The sequence below is a fragment of the Ruegeria sp. AP11 genome (genome assembly GCF_056535865.1).
On sequence record NZ_JBQFJB010000001.1, the window covers coordinates 81,675 to 99,392 of the forward strand.

Here is a 17,718-nt window from a genome sequence, read left to right on the forward strand (position 1 = left end):
GGCCCTTAGATAGTTCGCCAACCCATCAGGAGCAATGCCAAGATCACTCGGCGGGCGCTTCTGCCGCCTCGGTCTGCAGTTCGGCCACCAATTGCTTGAGCGCGCTGTTCTGCTCGGCTTCAAGATCGGCCACAGTGTACTGTTCGGCCACCGCGCCCTTGGACAGCACGACACCCTTGGCCACCGTTCCCGGCGCGCCGACAGGGCCGTAGTGTTCACCATTCATCGAGAAATAGACAGACCCCGAGGCCCCGGCACGCAATAGCGGCGGCTCTTCGGTCAGCGGTACTTCGAAGGTGCTACCCTGTTCAACCGTGCCCAGCGTGCCTTCAAAGATGATGCTACCATCGGCAGCGGTCACCCGCATCCAGGCCGGGTCAACGGCAACAATCCTGAGCGCGGTATCCACCTGCTCGACCACCTGTGGCAGCGCCGGGCGTTCAACCGTATGCACTTCGGTCACCTGAATTTGCGGCGGTTCCGGCGCGCTGAAGGTACCGACGGTACGCGGATCAAGCGTTGAAATCGGTGCATCGCGCGCCACAAGAACCGGTACATCCAATGCCTGCGGGCGGTACAGACGATCCAGCGCCTCAGAACTCGGGGTGTCGAGACCGGCCAATTCGACCTCATCCGACCGGGCCTGGGCCGCATCAAGCGGATCGAGGTCGGTCAGGACAACGGGAGCCTGTTCGACCGGGCTGACCTGAACCTGCTGGATACGGTTCAGAACCGACCAGCCGCCGTAACCGATACCGCCAATAACGGCCAGCAGAACCAGCGTCGAGCCAATGGCGCGCGGTTCGATACGGCTGACAACGGATTCGTGGCCGGGAATATAGGGAGTGCTGGGTGATACGAACGGATCGCGCCCCATCGGCCCGCGCGCAGGCAAACCGCCTTGCGCCTTCTTCACAACAGACGCCTCGGCCGACATCCCGTGCGCGACTTCAAAGCCGCTTTCCCTGCAGAAGGTCTGGAACGTCTCGTCCGGGTTCATACCCAGATAGCGCGCGTAAGAACGAACATACCCGGCGATGAAGCCGGGCGTGTCAAAAGCCTCAGGATCGGCGTTTTCGATTGCAGCGATGTAGTTGGCCTTGATCCGCAGTTCACGCTGCACATCCAGAAGAGACTTGCCCATCGTCGCGCGTTCACCGCGCATGACATCGCCAAGCCGTACCTCATAGTCATCAAACCCTTTGGGTCTGACATCCATGTCCTCTTCGGAATTGCGCTGTGATCTGCGCCCAATCATTCCTGCTGCCCCATCTTTGCCTGTCGCGTGTTACGCGCAAACAGCGAATCGACCCTATACGATTCGTCCGTTACTTTTGTTAGCGTAAGCTTAACACGCAGCAAACTCGTTGCACACTTTGGTGTGAGGTTATCCCGCAAGTTCGGCGCGATTTAGCGCACAATGTGACCAAAGTTGGTCCATCGCCTGTACCAGACGGTTCATTTCGTCAGGTCCATGCACCGGAGACGGGGTAAACCGCAACCGTTCAGTGCCGCGCGGAACGGTCGGGAAATTGATCGGCTGCACATAGATGCCATAATCATCCAGCAGCATATCGCTCAACTTCTTGGTGTGGACGGGATTGCCGACGATCACCGGAACAATGTGGCTGCCGTGATCGATCAGCGGCATGCCCAGCCCCTTCAGCCGCAGCTTTAGGATCTTCGCCTGGGTCTGATGCTGTTCGCGCAGCTCGGGCGCAGTTTTCAGATAAGCCACCGAGGCCGCCGCCCCTGCCGCAACCGCAGGTGGCAGCGATGTGGTAAAGATGAAGCCCGGAGCATAAGACCGGATCGCGTCGCACATCTTGGCGCTGGCGGCGATATATCCGCCCATGACGCCATAGGCCTTGGCCAGCGTTCCGTTGATGATGTCGATGCGGTGGGCCAGATTGTCCCGCTCGGTCACACCGCCGCCGCGGGCGCCGTACATGCCAACCGCGTGGACCTCGTCGATATAGGTCAGCGCGCCGAATTCATCGGCCAGATCGCAGATCTCTTCGACCGGGCCGAAATCACCGTCCATCGAATAAACCGATTCAAACGCGATCAGTTTGGGAGCCGCCGGATCATCCGCCGCCATCAGCTCGCGCAGATGCGCAACGTCGTTGTGACGGAAGATGCGCTTGGCACCACCATTTCGGCGCACACCTTCGATCATCGAGGCATGGTTCAACGCATCGGAATAGATGATCAGACCGGGGAACAGCTTGGGCAGGGTCGAAAGCGTCGCGTCATTGGCGATATAGGCGCTGGTGAACAGCAGCGCGGCTTCCTTGCCGTGCAGATCGGCCAGCTCTGATTCAAGCCGCTTGTGATATACGGTCGTACCCGAAATATTGCGCGTGCCGCCCGAACCCGCACCGGCGGCGTCCACCGCTTCGTGCATGGCCTCAAGGACGACCGGATGCTGGCCCATACCCAGATAGTCATTGCCGCACCATACGGTGATATCCTGCTGCGATCCGTCCGGGCAGGTCCGCACCGCATGCGGGAAATGCCCGTTACGACGTTCGATGTCGATAAAGGTCCGGTAACGTCCTTCGTCATGCAGCCTGGCAATCGCTGAATCGAGCTGAGCAGTATAGTCCAACGGACCCTCCTTGGATGCCCGGTTATCATAGCGCCGGACGCGTTTTTCCGCCATATCACAGTCGAACCGGAAACATGGCGCTGTGTTCTTCTGTCCGGCCTGCCTACAGCCGAACCGGTGAACCCAACTTTGATTTGCATCAAATAGCGCCTAACGCCTGAACCGACAAGCAAAGTTACGGCCAGAAAACGCGAGGAAACGACGCAGGTCTTGACCCCAGCCCAAACCGCGAAACAGACTGGACGGCCTCGCCCATGCTGCTAGGCTCTGCCCAAATCCAGAACCTTCCCAGGAGAACCCCATGTCGCTTGACGCTGTACTGAGCCGGATCGACACCGATCTGACCACTTCTATCGACCGCCTGATGGAGTTTCTGCGCATCCCGTCGATCTCGACCGACCCGGCCTTCAAAGAGCATGTCGACAAAGCCGCCGACTGGCTTGTCGCCGATCTGCAAAGCATCGGAATCGCGGCAGAAAAACGGGAAACCACCGGCCACCCCATGGTCGTTGGCCATGTGGGCGAGGGCAGCGACGGCGCGCATGTCTTGTTCTATGGCCACTACGACGTGCAGCCCGTCGATCCGCTGGAGCTGTGGAACCGCGACCCGTTTGATCCCGCGCTGGAAGACACCGAACACGGGCAAGTGATCCGCGGGCGCGGCTCTTCTGATGACAAAGGCCAATTGATGACCTTCGTCGAAGCCTGTCGCGCCTGGAAGGCCGTCCATGGCACCCTGCCCTGCCGCATCACATTCTTCTTTGAGGGCGAAGAGGAATCAGGCTCGCCTTCACTGGTGCCGTTCCTCGAGGCGAACAAAGCCGAGCTGCAGGCCGATCTGGCGCTGGTCTGCGACACCTCGATGGTCTCACGCGGCGTGCCCTCGATCGCGTCGCAACTGCGCGGGATGTTGAAGGATGAATTTACCATCATCGGCCCCCGCATCGACCTGCACTCGGGCCATTATGGCGGGCCGGGCCTGAACCCGTTGCGGGAACTGTCGCGTCTTGTGGCGTCCTTTTATGACGAGGAAACCGGGCGCGTTGCCGTTGACGGTTTCTATGAGGGCGTTCACGAGGTGCCCGCCGACCAGCTGCGCCAGTGGCAAAACTGCGGATTCGATGAGGCGGAATATCTGAACTCGGTCGGCTATTCCCAGCCCCACGGTGAAAAGGCCTATTCCACGCTGGAACAACAATGGGCGCGCCCAACGCTCGAGGTCAACGGGCTTTGGGGTGGCTACAACGGCGCTGGGTCCAAAACCGTGATCCCTTCTGAGGCACATTGCAAGATCACCTGCCGTCTTGTGGGCGACATGGACCCTGACGCACTGCGCAGCAAGATCCGCAAACATGTCGAAGACCGCCTCTCCCCCGACGCCAAAGTCGTCTGGGACAACGATCTTGAGGGGTCACCGGCTTCGGTCATGAACCTCGACCGTCCGGAATTCGAAGCGGCACGCGGCGCGCTTTCGGACGAGTGGAACCGTGAGGCCGTGTTCACCGGCATGGGCGGCTCGATCCCGGTCGTTGGCTATTTCGACACCGTGCTTGGATTGGATTCGATGCTGGTCGGGTATGCCAATGACGACGACGCCATCCATTCGCCGAACGAGAAATACGACGTCAAAAGCTTCCACAAGGGCATCCGCTCGTGGGCCCGCATTCTGGATGCACTGAATAAATAGGAGTTTTCAGCGAGGCTCTGCCTCGCGCTCCGTGATATTTTCAGCCAGATGAAGTACGGATCCCCTGCTTCATCTGGCCATAAATATCCCGGGGGAGTCGCGGCATGCCGCGGCGGGGGCAGAGCCCCCTTCCCTTACATATGGATCACACGGCCATACGCATCCAGAACGCTTTCATGCATCATCTCTGACAGCGTCGGGTGCGGGAAGACAGTGTTCATCAGGTCTTCTTCAGTGGTCTCCAACTGCCGACCCACCACATAGCCCTGAATCATCTCGGTTACTTCAGCGCCGATCATATGCGCACCCAGCAACTCGCCCGTCTTGGCGTCAAAGATGGTTTTGATCAGCCCTTCAGGCTCGCCCAGGGCGATGGCTTTGCCGTTCCCAATGAACGGGAAGCGTCCGACCTTGATGTCATAGCCAAGCTCTTTCGCCTTGGCCTCGGTGTACCCCACCGATGCAACCTGCGGCTGGCAATAGGTGCAGCCCGCGATGCTTTCGGGCTTGACCGGATGCGCGTGTTTGCCTGCGATCAGTTCGGCGACCATCACACCTTCATGGCTGGCCTTATGCGCCAGCCAGGGCGCGCCGGCTATGTCACCGATGGCGTAGAGCCCGTCGACTCCGGTGCGGCAGAATTCATCGGTGATCACATGGGTGCGGTCGATCTTCACGCCCAGAGCTTCGAGCCCCAGGTTTTCAACGTTCCCCACGATACCGACGGCAGAGATCACCGTGTCGAAATCCTGTTTCTCGACCTTGCCCTTCACCTCGATATGCGCGGTCACCTTGCCCTTGGCGCGGTCAAGCTGCTTGACCAACGCCTTTTCCATGATCTTCATGCCCTGCTTGGTAAAGGCCTTCTTGGCGAAGGCGCTGATCTCGGCATCTTCCACCGGCAACACTCGGTCCATCACCTCGACCACAGTCGTATCCGCGCCCAGCGTGTTGTAGAAGCTGGCGAATTCGATACCAATCGCGCCCGAGCCGATGACCAGCAGTTTCTTGGGCATCCGGGGCGGCTGCAGCGCGTGTTTGTAGGTCCAGACCAGATCACCATCCGCCTCGAGCCCCGGCAGTTCGCGGGCGCGGGCGCCGGTGGCCAGCACAATGTTCTTGGCCGTCAGTTCTTCGGTACCCTTGTCGGTCGTGACGCTGACCTTGCCCTTGGCCGGGATCGTCGCCTCACCCATCACCACGGTAACTTTGTTCTTTTTCAGCAGATGCCCGATGCCGCCCGACAGCTGAGCCGCCACCCCGCGCGAGCGCTTGACCACCGCGTCCAGATCATAGCCCACCTTGTCGGCCTTGAGGCCGAAATCCTTGGCACGTTCCATCAGGTGGAACACTTCCGACGACCGCAACAACGCCTTGGTCGGGATGCAGCCCCAGTTCAGACAGATGCCACCCAGATGCTCGCGTTCGACCACGGCTGTTTTCAGCCCTAGTTGAGCTGCACGAATAGCAGCAACATAGCCCCCGGGGCCTGCCCCGATTACGATCAGATCATAAGATTGTGCAGCCATGTGTCCCTCTCGGCGCAGGTCGGTTTCAAATTTAGTTTACCATTAAACTATTTTCCGAAGCACATCAACATCCTCGCCCGCGACATATATGACGCGGGGTCAGATCGCCAATTTTGCGCTGATTTCAGCCTATACCCGCGTCAATCCAAAGGCTAGAACCGAACCCGACCGTTTCCATTTATGTGAATTACAGAGAGATCTATCATGGCAAAAACCCTCAAAGATCTGGCACTTGCCCTTTTGAACGCGACCCTGATCCTGTTGGCCCTGTGCCTGTTTCTGGGCTGGAAACTGGCTCAATCGGTCGACACCATCCGCACCGACTTTGCCGAGAACCTGCAGGTTGTGCCCTCGCTTCGCGATCAGGCGCAAGGCATACGCGGAGAGCTTGCCGCGCTGCGCGGGGATCTGGTGGCGATACGGGAAGAAGGGGGAACGCTCGATTCAGCGACGGCGCAACAATTGAACGCCGCTTTGCAGCGCCTTAGCACTTTGGAGGAGGGTCTGAAAACCACACAGGCCCGCCTTGCGGGCCTGGCAGAGCAGCCTGAAGACCTGATAGATCACGCCATCACAACGGCAGCAGATCGCGCGACCAACAGTCTGCTGGCAATCAGAGGATGCATGCCCGCGACTTAGGTCGCGGCGGCCTGCAACTCTCGCACGGTGGTGCCGTAGCCGCCATTGCTGACATATGCCGCTTCGTGTTCAGTTGTGCTGCGTTCCAGTGCATCGTTGCGGTACGGGAAACGACCGAACTTGCGGATCACCTCACGGTGCGCCCGCGCATGCAACAAATTGCTTTCGCCACCCTGCGGCATCCGCTCGTGCATGAGACGCACACAGCGTTCCTGATCACACAGGTTTTCCGAATGCATCATCGGCAGATAGAAAAACTGTCGCGCCGGCTCATCGATCTTCATATCCCAACCCTTGTCGACCGCGCATTTTGCAGCCGCAAGCGCCGCACGATCCGATGAGAACGCCTTGGCGCTGCCACGGAACATGTTGCGAGGGAATTGATCCATAAGGATAATATAAGCCAGTGAACCGCTGGGATAGGTCAGCCAGAGCGAAAACTTCCCTTCGCACGCGACCTCCCAGGTTGACAGGAATTTGTCACGAATCCGCGCATCCAGCGCTTCATCCTGCAGGTACCACCCTTTTGGGCCGACCTCATCTAACCAAAAACTCAATACTTCTTCAGGAGCCTTCATTGCCCTTAACTCCGTAAATGCCCCCCCAGGGACGTGAACTCATTAAAATCACTTTTACAGTTTTGTGACAGTAACATATTGCAACACAAAAGTCACAAATCCGGCGTCAGGCGGGTTCCTGCGTATCCTGATCTTCCTGCGCCGCTTCGATGGCAACTTCCTGCGCGACTTCAAACGCAACCGGCGACGCGGTTGGATAGACAGGCGACATTGATCCGGTCTCTTCCACGGGCACTGCGGCACGCTGCGTTGTCCGGTACAGGGCATAGGCCGCCAGGATCAGCATCAGCGTTGCGATGAACAGGAAAAAGCCTTGCGGGCCAAAGACGGCCGGTCCCATCAGCCAGCCGGTGATCAGCGGCCCGGCAATCGCGCCCAGCCCGTTGATAAAGACCATTCCGCCCGATGCTGCGGGCATATCTTCCGGCTCCAGATAATCGTTGGCATGGGCGATCAGCAAGGAATAGAGCGGGTTCGACATCCCACCGATCATGAAGGCCGAAACCAGCAGCACCGGAAAAGTGATACCAAAGATCATCCCGACCACAGAACCCAGCCCTCCGATTGCTGACACCATCAGAATCAGCAGACGCCGGTCCATCCGGTCCGACATCCAGCCCAACGGGAATTGCAGCACCAAAGCCCCGATATAGAATGTGGCGACAAATGTCGAAATCTGCACAAGCGTCAATCCAGCCTGCGCCCCGTAGACGGCGGCCATACCGAATTGGGCCGAGAAAATCCCACCCAGCAGGAACATGCCCACACATCCCAGCGGAGAGGTGTCCATCAGCTGACGTAGTGTCATCGGCTTGGCAGTGTCGAAGGCCGGTGTCGGCGAAATCGACAACAGAATGGGTGCAAACGAGACCGAAACCAGAATCGAGGCGATCACGAAGGTCTCGTAACCAGCCGGATCACCGACCAGCAGCAGCGCCTGGGCACTGACGATACCGATCATTTGTACGATCATATAGAGCGACAGCGCCTGTCCGCGATTCTCGTTGCTGGCCGCGTTGTTCAGCCAGCTTTCCGCAGTCACATACACGCCGGAAAAACAGAAACCGATGATGACGCGGCCAATGAACCATGCGATCGGATCGCTCAGCATCGGGTACATGATCATCACGGCTGAAATGAATGATGCCAGCGCAGCGAAGACCCGCACGTGGCCCACCCGCCGGATCATCTCGGGCGCCAGACGCGAACCGCCGAGGAAGCCAAGGAAATAGGCCGACATTACGAACGACATCTGCAGGGTCGAGAAGCCCTCGATCTCGCCGCGCACACCCAGCAGGGTCCCCTGCAGGCCGTTGCCAACCATCAGCAAACCCATTCCAAGAAGAAGCGCCCAAGCGCTGGAGAGAACCTGAAGCATGCTGCCTATCCAAATGCCAAAGTGTATTCAGTTCGCTTTGCGCCCAAATACCTGTTGCATCGCGTTTGTCTACGACATTGTGAGGCCGCTAAGCGAAAATCCCTGCATCAGGGCATCAACAGTGACGCATCGCCATACGAGAAAAACCGATAATCGTTCGAGATGGCATGGTCGTAGATCGCCCGTACCCGATCCTGCCCCATCAGGGCCGACACCAGCATCAGCAACGTGGATTTCGGCAGGTGGAAATTGGTCATCAGCGCGTCGGTGGCGTGGAACTGGAAGCCCGGATATATGAAAATATCGGTCTCGCCTTCCCATGGCGCAATCTCTCCGCCGCGTGCGGCGCTTTCGATCAGACGCAGCGCGGTGGTGCCCACCGGAATGACCCGCCCGCCCGCCGCTTTGGTCGCGGCGATCTCGGTTGCGGCCTGTGCGCTGACCCGACCCCATTCGGCGTGCATCTTGTGAGTTGTGACATCCTCGACCTTCACCGGCAGAAACGTGCCCGCGCCGACATGCAGGGTGACATGGGTGAACTCAACCCCGCGCGCCTTCAGCGCCTGCAGCAGCGGTTCATCGAAATGCAAAGACGCCGTGGGCGCCGCAACCGCGCCGGAATGGCGGGCCCAGACGGTCTGGTAATCGGTCTTGTCCTGCTCATCCGCGGCGCGCTTGGCGGCGATGTAGGGCGGCAGCGGCATCGCGCCTGCCTGCTCCAGCGCCCGGTCGAAATCCTCACCTGTCAGATTGAATCGCAAATAGGCCTGCCCGTCGGCGACCCGGTCCAGTGTGGCGCTAAGATCGTCTGAGAAGATGATCTCTTCCCCAGGCTTGACCTTCTTCAGGGGTTTGATCAGCGCGGTCCAGCTGCCATCGGCCTGCGGCTCCAGCAAAGTCGCCTCAATCGCGGCCGAAACCGGGCCCTGCGCGCTGTTGCGGTGACGCCGCCCGCCAAGGCGCGCCGGGATGACGCGGGTGTCGTTCAACACCAGACGGTCGCCCGGCTGCAGCAGATCGGGCAGGTCGAACACATTCCGGTCGCTGATCGCATCACCCTGCGCATGCAACAGCCGCGCGGACGAGCGCGGGCTGGCGGGCCGCGTGGCAATCAGGTGTTCGGGCAGGTGAAAGTCGAAATCACTGAGCTTCATGGCCGCGCCAATACATCGCCGCAACAGATTCGGCCACCGCCCGGATCAGCGATCTTCGCCACGTGATTGGGAAGCGGGATGCGGTTGTTCGGATCGGTCCGGCGTGGCGTTCGGACCATCCGAGACGGTTGGCGCCGGTTGCCGCATCAGATTGCGCAGGAACAGCGGCGCCAGACCCGACAGTGGATTGACAGAAACCTTCGGAGCGGTCAGCGGCCCGGTCAGCGTGTAGTTGAAGGCAAAAACGCCCTCGCCCTTCCGGGTCAGAACACTGCCGATCGCGTTCAATAGATAGATCGGAGAGATTGCCCCGCGCAGGTTCAGCGTCCCCGCAACGGTATTGACCGTACCATCAAAAGACAGACCCATCGACGGGCCAACAGCGCTGCCGCTTAACACCTTCACTTCGGTCGGGGTCAGGCGCATTTTGCTTTCGATGGCCGAAAAGAAGATGCCCTGCCCGGCCATTTCATCCAGCAGCCCCACCAGGCTGATCGCGTTCAGAAGCGCTGCCATGGCTGGGGCATCCTTGATCCGCGTGCTCTCGATCCGCAGGTCCACATCATAGTTGCCAGGCTCGGCAATCGGGTCGAGCTGCAATTGCAGTTTGCCGCCGCGCGCCTGCGTGATAATGCCCGCAGACCGCATCACCGCGCCCGCGTCTTCCGAGGTCAGACTGACCGCACTGCGCCCGCCCCGCGGGGCAACCTGCCCCCGGATCGGTGCGCCGCCATTAACCTGCGCCGAAAACGCCCCAGTCAGCCCGCCAGTGGTCTGGAATGCGCCAGACAGCCCGGTCAGCGCCACCGTCTCGGTCACCTGCAACCTGTCCAGCGTGACATCCATCTTTGGTCCGGGTCCTGAAGCCCCACCTTCGCCGCCGCCTTCGCCCAGGGTAGATTTCCCCAGATCCAGCACGCCGCCCAGAACGCGGATATCGGGCAGCGCCGCACCACGCCCGATCAGCTCGGCCGGGACGGCCAACCAATCGCCCAGTTCAAACGAACTGAACCGGACCCGGTCGAAATCACCGTCATGGAAAGAGATCGTGGCCGAGGCTCGTAGGCCCGAAGTATCAATCCTCAGCGCATCGACGCTCAACTGTGACCCCAGTGTCGCTTCGGCAGTGAGTGTCCCGCTGGCGGACGCCGTCTTGCGCCAACCCAATTCAGGGATCGCAAGCGTGACGCCGACCAGATCGGATTGCGCCGTCAGTTTCAGCGGCGCGCCCGCACCAATGCCCAGCGTGAAATCCGCCACACCAGCTTCGCCCAGCATACCGTTTGGCAGACCGGCGTTGAGCTGGTTCATCAGACGCGGCGAAAGCTCGATCTGCCCGGTCAGCGTGCTGCGTTCGGGCTCAGACCCTCCGATTGGCTGTTGCCATTTCGCGGTAACGGGCACGATGCCGAACAGCCCTTCTCCGTCGATTGAGACCTGCGTCTGATCACCGGTCAGGCGCAATTGGTCGGCGCTGATCTCGAAACCCGGCACCAGCTTGTCACTGTCGATATCCGCCAGCGTTCCGTTGAAATGGAATTGCGTGTCTTCCAGCCTCAGCCCCTTGATCAGCGGCAGCGACAGGGTTCCGGCAAGACGCACCTGGCCCTCGGCCAAATCGACAGGAAGGTTTGCTTTGCTCAGCAGCGATAACGGTGGGCGATCCAGCAGAGACATGGCCGCCGTGACGCTGCCACGCGCCTGCACCCGCGCGATACCCGGCGTCCGTTTCTTGATCCCCGTGTCCGGGATAATGAACGACGTGCCCGAGGCATCCACCCGCCCGCCTTCATCGGCGACCACCACCCCTTTTTGCGCAGTCACCGTAAAGCGCCGGTTCAACAAGCTGGCCTGCCCCTGCGCCTCCTGCACCGGAGGCAGCGTTTTGACGAATCGCAAACTTGTATTGTCGAACTCAAAATCGGCGTAGATGTCGGGCTTTTCACCGGGCCGCAGACGCAAGGCGAAGTCCAGATCGGACATTTCGCCATAGTGCAGGTTTTCTGTGACCCAACGGCGGGGCTTGGGGGCCAGCCGCTCGGGCCAATAATTCAACAGCTGATCAGAGTTCATCTGGTCGATCTGGGCGTCGATCTGGGCCTCCCACCCCTCGGACAATCCAGCCAGTGCGCCGCTCAGGCGCAGCCGATGGGCGCCGTCCTCGACCGTCATCTGCCCCACCCGCATCCGGAACGGCGCCAGCTTCATCTGGAAGTCCACGTCGGCCCGGGTCAGGTTCAGCGTTTCGGGAAACAGGTTGGCCGGGTTGACCTCAATCCCGTTCAGGCGGAACTGACCAGCCATACTTTCAAGTCGCCCGGCCTCTACCCCTTCAAGGAACGCCTTGCCCTCGGCATGGACCTCACCCCAGGCGGAGTGGATCGAAATCTCGTTGAAATCTAGCACTTCCTGCTTTGGGTCATAGGTGAAATAGGTACGCGCCGACTCGAACCGGACCGGGACGGTTTCAGGTGTCGGCTGCACCGCGCCTTCGCCAAGATTCAACGTGGCAAAGACCGGACCCAGCGCACCATCCGCATCCACACTGCCGCGCAATGCGCCCGAGATCGGCGTGCGCAGCACCTGCATCCAGGCCAGCGCGGGGCTGTGCCCGGCAATATCTTCGGACGGCAGATCGGTGATCGAGACACCAAATTGCGCCGCAGCACTGTCGAGTGAACTGGTATAATTCGCCTCGATCCCGCTGACATAATCACGCCCGGCCAGAACCGAGAAACCGGTGGCCAGCCGCACCTCGCGCGCGCTGCGGGTGGCTTGAATATGGCCACCATCCAGCACCCAGGACCGGCCCAGCCGCAGATCACGGTAGTCCAGAGTAATCGAATCCAGCCGAACAGATGTCAGCGCCGACAGCGCAGGCGAGCGAAAGACCTCATCCGAGGCTTCGATCAATTGTGCAAGATTGCGTGCCTGACCGACCGGAGCGCTTCCGGTCCCCACCGTCAGCGACAATGCACCATCCTGGCCGCGCGTCAGCGCGATCTGCGCCCCTTGCAGGATGATCCGCTTGGGCCGTACATGGCCGCGCAACAGAGGCCGCATTGCAAGGCTTGCCCGCAGGTCTGTCACCTCGGCAATCTGTTGTCCGGCGGCATCGCTGATGCGCACGTCGGTCAACCGCAGCCGCGGGCGCCAGCCTTCATGGATGATGAAGCTGACATCGCCGAACCGGATCTGCACCCCGCCCAGCGCCTGATCCAGCCGCGCCTCGACCCGGTCGCGCAGCCAGGCCGGGGCATGCAGCCGCTGACCGACCACCATGAAGCCGGTCACCAGAGCCAGAAACACCAGAACAAAGACACCGCGCATCGCCCATAGGCCAGCCGTCCGCCGACGCGACCGACGGCGCGGCTTTTTGCCGGCCTCCGTCTCATCCTGCTGATCTTGCTGAACCAATTTGCGTTCCACGCCTTTCAACCTGCTCGCGGTGCCCTATGATATGAGCCAACCGTTAATATTCTCAGCCGGAGTTCTCATATGCCCGACGTTTCAGACATCGCCCCGGATTTCACTCTGCCTCGTGACGGCGGCGGCGAGGTGTCCCTGTCGGAACAACGCGGCCGCGCCGTCGTTCTGTTTTTCTACCCCCGCGATGATACGCCGGGCTGCACCAAGGAATCCATCGGTTTCTCGGAACAGCTTCAGGCGTTTAGTGATGCTGGCGCTAACGTTTTTGGCATCTCGCGTGATACCGTCGCCAAGCACGACAAGTTTGTCGCCAAGCACGGGCTGACCACGCCGCTTCTGTCCGATGACGGCCAGACCGTGTGCGAGGATTATGGCGTCTGGGTCGAAAAGAACATGTACGGGCGCAAGTCGATGGGCATCGAACGCTCGACCTTTCTGATCGACGCCCAGGGCAAGATCGCCCACGTCTGGCGCAAGGTGAAGGTGCCCGGCCATGTCGAAGAGGTGCTTGAGGCGGCGCGCGCGCTCTGACCCTCTCGACCCGCGCGGGCATTGGGGCTATGACCCGCGCCGATGCAGCGTAAGGGGGCGACCGTGGCGAAAACTCTGACTCAGATGGCGACCGAGGTTCTGACCACGGCAGACGGGCGCGCAAAAACCGCCCTGTCCAAACGCCACGCTGCCGCATGGTTCGCCGCCCGCAAAGGCGAAGCGCCGGAAATCGAGATCGGCACCGCCGAGCCGCCCTTGTCCCCTGCGCGCCCCGACAAGCCTGAACTGCTGTCCCCGCGCGATGTCCCGCGCCGCAGGCCCGGGTCCGAGGCGGGGCGCATCGCACTGCTGCATGCCGTGGCTCATATCGAACTGAACGCGGTGGACCTGCACTGGGACATCATCGCCCGCTTTGGCCATGTTCCCATGCCCATCGGCTTTTACGACGATTGGGTGAAATGCGCCGAAGAGGAATCGCGCCATTTCGAGATGGTCTGCGATTGCCTGCAACAGATGAACAGCTTTTACGGCGCCCTGCCCGCCCATGCCGGAATGTGGCGTGCCGCCGAAGATACCGCGCAAGACCTGATGGGCCGTCTGGCCGTGGTACCCATGGTGCTTGAAGCACGTGGGCTGGATGTGACCCCGGGCATGATCGACATCTTCCGCAAGGCCAGGGCTGACGACGCCGTTGCCGCGCTGGAAGTGATCTATGCCGAGGAAGTCGGTCATGTCGCCTACGGCTCGAAATGGTTCCATTTCCTGTGCGGGCGCGAGAATGCGGACCCAAAGGATGTGTTCCACACACTGGTGCGGCGCTATTTCCACGGGGTACTCAAACCGCCCTTCGATGAAGAGAAGCGCGCCGAGGCCGGGTTGCCGCCAGATTTCTACTGGCCGCTTACCGAAGACCTGCCACCACCCGGGGTTGTATCAGACTGATAGCAAACGCCCACTATCGGCAACTTCCCGCCGATAACTTGCGGGAAAACTCCGCTGTTGCTGACTGACTGGTTAACAAACTTGCCCGATTGTTCCGACCGCTTTATGCAGTCGCCTCAAGGAGCGGCTACTCACTCACGACCGGCTCCGGGATATGGGGACAATTGAGGTAGGACGCGTGCGGACACGTCTGGCAATCAAACTACACTCACTGCTCGAGCGGCACTTTCCTGAGCGCCGGGTATTTCTGAAATCCGACAACGACACCCGATTCATTCGGCTGAGTTCTGAGACCCAGATCGCGGCTGTTGCGGGGGTATCTGTCATGGTCGCCTGGACCGCGATTGCCACGTCGATCCTGCTGATGGACAGCATCGGGTCAGGCAATTTCCGCGAACAGGCCAAGCGGGATCAGGCGACGTATCAGGAACGTCTGAACATCCTGTCCACGGAACGGGATGCCCGCGCCGCCGAAGCGCTGGAAGCGCACGACCGGTTCAACGCGGCGCTCGAACAGATCTCGGCCATGCAGTCCGAGCTGCTGAAATCGGAAAACCGCCGCCACGAGCTGGAAACCGGCATTGAGGTCATCCAGACCACTCTGCGCGCCACGATGAAACAGCGTGAAGACGCCCGCACCGAGCTGGCCGAGCTGCAGCAAAGCACCGACGGGGATGCCGCTTACATGATGGCCTCGGCCAACCCGGCGCAGATGGCGTTCATGACCGATGCGCTGGCCCGTACTGCGGCACAGCGCGACCAGATCGCCGCCGACGCCAAAGGTGCGCTGGATCAGAAGGACGAGCTGGAGCTTGAAATCCGCCTGATGCAGGAACGCAGCGACGAGATTTTCCGCCAGTTGGAAGAGGCCATGCTGATTTCGGTCGAGCCGCTGGACAAGATGTTCCGCAGCGCAGGCATGCCCACAGATCGCATCATCGAAGAGGTCCGGCGCGGATATAGCGGTATGGGCGGTCCGCTGACCCCTTTATCCCTGAGCACACGCGGTGAGGAACTGACCCCCGACCAGATCCGCGCCAATATCCTGCTGGAACAGATGGACCAGCTGAACCTCTATCGCATCGCTGCCGAAAAGGCCCCCTTCGCCAGCCCGGTGCGTGCAGCGGTTCGCTTCACCAGCGGCTACGGCACCCGACGCGATCCCAAAACTGGTGGTCGGCGTATGCACAACGGTGCGGATTTCGCCGGTGCAACGGGCACCGATATCTTTGCCACAGCGGACGGCGTGGTCACCCATGCAGGCTGGCAATCTGGCTTCGGACGGCTGGTCAAAATCAGCCACGCATTCGGCATTGAGACACTTTACGCTCATAACAGCAATCTTCGCGTTAAGGTTGGCCAAAGGGTCTCGCGCGGGGATCATATTGCTGATATGGGTAGCACCGGACGATCGACCGGCACGCATCTGCACTATGAGGTGCGCGTGAACGGAAAACCCATGAACCCAATGACTTACATCAAGGCTGCGAGAAATGTTTTCTAAGAGCAAAATCAACGAACCCGGGTCGAAAGAAACCGAGGCAGCAAAACCGGCCGCTCCGGCCACTCCGGCGACTCCCGCACCGGCCGAGACCAAGGCCAGCACGCCGCCCAAGCCCAAGCCGCCCGCATCGGTGCTGTCCTCGGACCTGCACATCACCGGCAACATCAAGACCTCGGGTGATATCCAGGTCGAAGGCACCATCGAAGGCGATATCCGCGCCCACCTGCTGACCATCGGCGAGACCGCGACCATCAAGGGTGAAGTCACCGCAGATGACGTTGTGGTCAACGGCCGTATCGTTGGCCGCGTACGTGGCCTGAAGGTGCGCCTGACCTCGACCGCGCGGGTCGAAGGCGACATCATCCACAAGACCATCGCGATCGAAAGCGGCGCGCATTTCGAAGGTTCGGTCCAGCGTCAGGATGACCCGCTGAACCCGGGCCGCAGCGCCAAATCGGGTGCCAACCCGGCAGCGGAAGTGAAGCAGTAAGCCTCAGCCGACCAACTGACGAATTCAAAAAGCGCCGCAGGATCACCTGCGGCGCTTTTTGATTTTAGGATGTGTGTGCAAGTCCGGTTATACCTTCAATGCGGACACCGCGGACTTTGTCATCCGCAGCAACTATTGCCATTCTGGATCGGTGGGCATGGCACCGTGGCATAGGAGCAGTAGACACAACAGTCCCCTTCCAACGGCTTCAAGACCGCTGCGCAAGACTTGCATTCATAGAACCACTGGCAAGCATCCCTCGGCATTATTTCGGTTTCGCTGTGACCGCATTTTGGGCACGTCAGGGTGCTTTCAAGCACTACAGTTTGCTCTGTCATTGTCTCACATCTGCATTATCAGGTAGTCGTTGATCCGGGCCTCGTTAAAGACGACGACCCAAGCTAACACGGTGATTGCGGTCGTCCCCGAAAGCCACCATTTCAACTTTGTTAGGGAACCGCGCTGATAAGATACAAGCCACGATATAGCGACAAGCGCCGTCGAAATCGCCAATACGTAGTAGCTTGCCGCCGCGATCTTTCCGAAAATGGCCAGCCAACTGCCTCCTAGTCCCAGCAACATCATTGTCATGGGCAATACACAGCAAGTCGCAACGCCGAGTGCTGACAGTGATCCCAGATAACTAACGCTAAGGTACTTCTGCATTTCTTTCTCTTGACCAGTTGGAGTTGTCGAAGTGTCGGCCTCTTGTATAACTTCTGTAGTCGCTACAGGATCAAGACGGGAAAACTCATATGTTTGCGATTGGGGAAGCGTCCCGGCAAAGCGGTGTCGGCATTGAAACGATCCGCTACTACGAACGCGAAGGGATCGTGCCCAAACCAGAACGGGCACCTAATAACCGGCGGATGTACTCCGCGCACGATGTTGGAAGGCTTCGTTTCCTGAAAAAATGCCGTGATTTGGGCTTTCCACTAGCCGATACAAGGACGCTTCTCAGCCTGTCCGAAGGCGACGGAGAAGATTGCCGATCCGTAAAAGAGCTGGCTGAGATTCATATCTTCAATGTGCGTGAAAAGATAAACGAGCTGAAGCGATTGGAAGCGGCGCTGAACGAACTCACAGCCAACTGCGACAGCGGGAATGTCTCTTGCCCCATGCTCTCAAAACTGCGTACCGACTAGTGAAACTTTGGGCTCAGAGCAGTCGTTCTCAATCAATTGGACACAGGACGAGGCGTATCCCTACCTATGGCTACAATCTTGCACATCCTCGAGGAATATTCCCCACGATCCACAGTTTCACAAAAATCGTTTTTTGAATT

At 59.9% G+C, this 17,718-nt stretch carries 16 protein-coding genes; 7 read left to right on the top strand and 9 right to left on the bottom strand.

Annotated features, from left to right (window positions below; genetic code table 11):
• Positions 1-43: 43 nt before the first annotated feature.
• Positions 44-1,258, bottom strand: coding sequence for a helix-turn-helix domain-containing protein (locus ACR3E4_RS00445; protein WP_480531851.1), 1,215 nt, complete (start codon positions 1,256-1,258; stop codon positions 44-46).
• Positions 1,259-1,387: 129 nt separating this feature from the next.
• The gene (hemA, locus tag ACR3E4_RS00450) at positions 1,388-2,611 is read right to left on the bottom strand and encodes a 5-aminolevulinate synthase (protein WP_480531849.1); all 1,224 of its coding nucleotides are present in this window, start codon (positions 2,609-2,611) and stop codon (positions 1,388-1,390) included.
• A 301-nt stretch (positions 2,612-2,912) separates the two neighbouring features.
• Here hemA and ACR3E4_RS00455 point away from each other — a divergent pair, with 301 nt between their 5' ends.
• Complete coding sequence (locus ACR3E4_RS00455) at positions 2,913-4,298, top strand: M20/M25/M40 family metallo-hydrolase (RefSeq protein WP_480531847.1); 1,386 nt, start codon at positions 2,913-2,915, stop codon at positions 4,296-4,298.
• Positions 4,299-4,432: 134 nt separating this feature from the next.
• Here the strand turns inward: ACR3E4_RS00455 and lpdA are convergent, their stop codons facing one another.
• Positions 4,433-5,827, bottom strand: coding sequence for a dihydrolipoyl dehydrogenase (lpdA, locus tag ACR3E4_RS00460; RefSeq protein ID WP_480531845.1), 1,395 nt, complete (start codon positions 5,825-5,827; stop codon positions 4,433-4,435).
• Between the two features lie 204 nt (positions 5,828-6,031).
• Here lpdA and ACR3E4_RS00465 point away from each other — a divergent pair, with 204 nt between their 5' ends.
• Positions 6,032-6,466, top strand: a complete 435-nt coding sequence (locus tag ACR3E4_RS00465; protein ID WP_480531843.1) for a hypothetical protein — start codon at positions 6,032-6,034, stop codon at positions 6,464-6,466.
• On the opposite strand, the gene ACR3E4_RS00470 is transcribed toward ACR3E4_RS00465, so the two are convergent.
• The 4 genes from ACR3E4_RS00470 to ACR3E4_RS00485 form a co-directional block, all read right to left on the bottom strand.
• A complete protein-coding gene (locus ACR3E4_RS00470) occupies positions 6,463-7,044 on the bottom strand; it encodes a DUF924 family protein (protein ID WP_480531841.1) in 582 nt (193 codons plus the stop codon). The genes ACR3E4_RS00465 and ACR3E4_RS00470 overlap by 4 nt on opposite strands.
• Positions 7,045-7,150: 106 nt before the next feature.
• The gene (locus tag ACR3E4_RS00475; protein WP_480531839.1) at positions 7,151-8,422 is read right to left on the bottom strand and encodes an MFS transporter; all 1,272 of its coding nucleotides are present in this window, start codon (positions 8,420-8,422) and stop codon (positions 7,151-7,153) included.
• A 107-nt stretch (positions 8,423-8,529) separates the two neighbouring features.
• Positions 8,530-9,576: a tRNA preQ1(34) S-adenosylmethionine ribosyltransferase-isomerase QueA gene (gene queA, locus ACR3E4_RS00480; RefSeq protein WP_480531837.1), complete on the bottom strand. Its 1,047-nt coding sequence runs from the start codon at positions 9,574-9,576 to the stop codon at positions 8,530-8,532.
• 45 nt (positions 9,577-9,621) lie between these two features.
• The gene (locus ACR3E4_RS00485) at positions 9,622-13,005 is read right to left on the bottom strand and encodes a YhdP family protein (protein ID WP_480531835.1); all 3,384 of its coding nucleotides are present in this window, start codon (positions 13,003-13,005) and stop codon (positions 9,622-9,624) included.
• A gap of 69 nt (positions 13,006-13,074) precedes the next feature.
• Between ACR3E4_RS00485 and ACR3E4_RS00490 the strand changes: the two genes are divergently transcribed.
• From ACR3E4_RS00490 to ACR3E4_RS00505, 4 genes are all read left to right on the top strand, one after another.
• The gene (locus ACR3E4_RS00490) at positions 13,075-13,536 is read left to right on the top strand and encodes a peroxiredoxin (RefSeq protein WP_480531833.1); all 462 of its coding nucleotides are present in this window, start codon (positions 13,075-13,077) and stop codon (positions 13,534-13,536) included.
• A 42-nt stretch (positions 13,537-13,578) separates the two neighbouring features.
• The gene (locus ACR3E4_RS00495) at positions 13,579-14,439 is read left to right on the top strand and encodes a ferritin-like domain-containing protein (protein WP_480531831.1); all 861 of its coding nucleotides are present in this window, start codon (positions 13,579-13,581) and stop codon (positions 14,437-14,439) included.
• A gap of 178 nt (positions 14,440-14,617) precedes the next feature.
• On the top strand, positions 14,618-15,943 hold the full coding sequence (locus ACR3E4_RS00500) for a DUF5930 domain-containing protein (RefSeq protein ID WP_480531829.1): 1,326 nt from the start codon (positions 14,618-14,620) through the stop codon (positions 15,941-15,943).
• A complete protein-coding gene (locus tag ACR3E4_RS00505) occupies positions 15,933-16,433 on the top strand; it encodes a bactofilin family protein (RefSeq protein ID WP_480531827.1) in 501 nt (166 codons plus the stop codon). Before ACR3E4_RS00500 ends, ACR3E4_RS00505 begins: the two co-directional genes overlap by 11 nt.
• A 119-nt stretch (positions 16,434-16,552) precedes the next feature.
• On the opposite strand, the gene ACR3E4_RS00510 is transcribed toward ACR3E4_RS00505, so the two are convergent.
• Positions 16,553-16,771, bottom strand: a complete 219-nt coding sequence (locus ACR3E4_RS00510; RefSeq protein WP_480531825.1) for a GDCCVxC domain-containing (seleno)protein — start codon at positions 16,769-16,771, stop codon at positions 16,553-16,555.
• 4 nt (positions 16,772-16,775) lie between these two features.
• Positions 16,776-17,099 carry a hypothetical protein gene (locus ACR3E4_RS00515; protein ID WP_480531823.1) on the bottom strand — a complete coding sequence of 108 codons (324 nt, stop codon included), beginning with the start codon at positions 17,097-17,099 and terminating at the stop codon, positions 16,776-16,778.
• A gap of 89 nt (positions 17,100-17,188) precedes the next feature.
• On the opposite strand from ACR3E4_RS00515, the gene ACR3E4_RS00520 reads away from it, so the two are divergent.
• The gene (locus tag ACR3E4_RS00520; RefSeq protein WP_480531821.1) at positions 17,189-17,578 is read left to right on the top strand and encodes a MerR family transcriptional regulator; all 390 of its coding nucleotides are present in this window, start codon (positions 17,189-17,191) and stop codon (positions 17,576-17,578) included.
• Positions 17,579-17,718 lie beyond the last annotated feature (140 nt).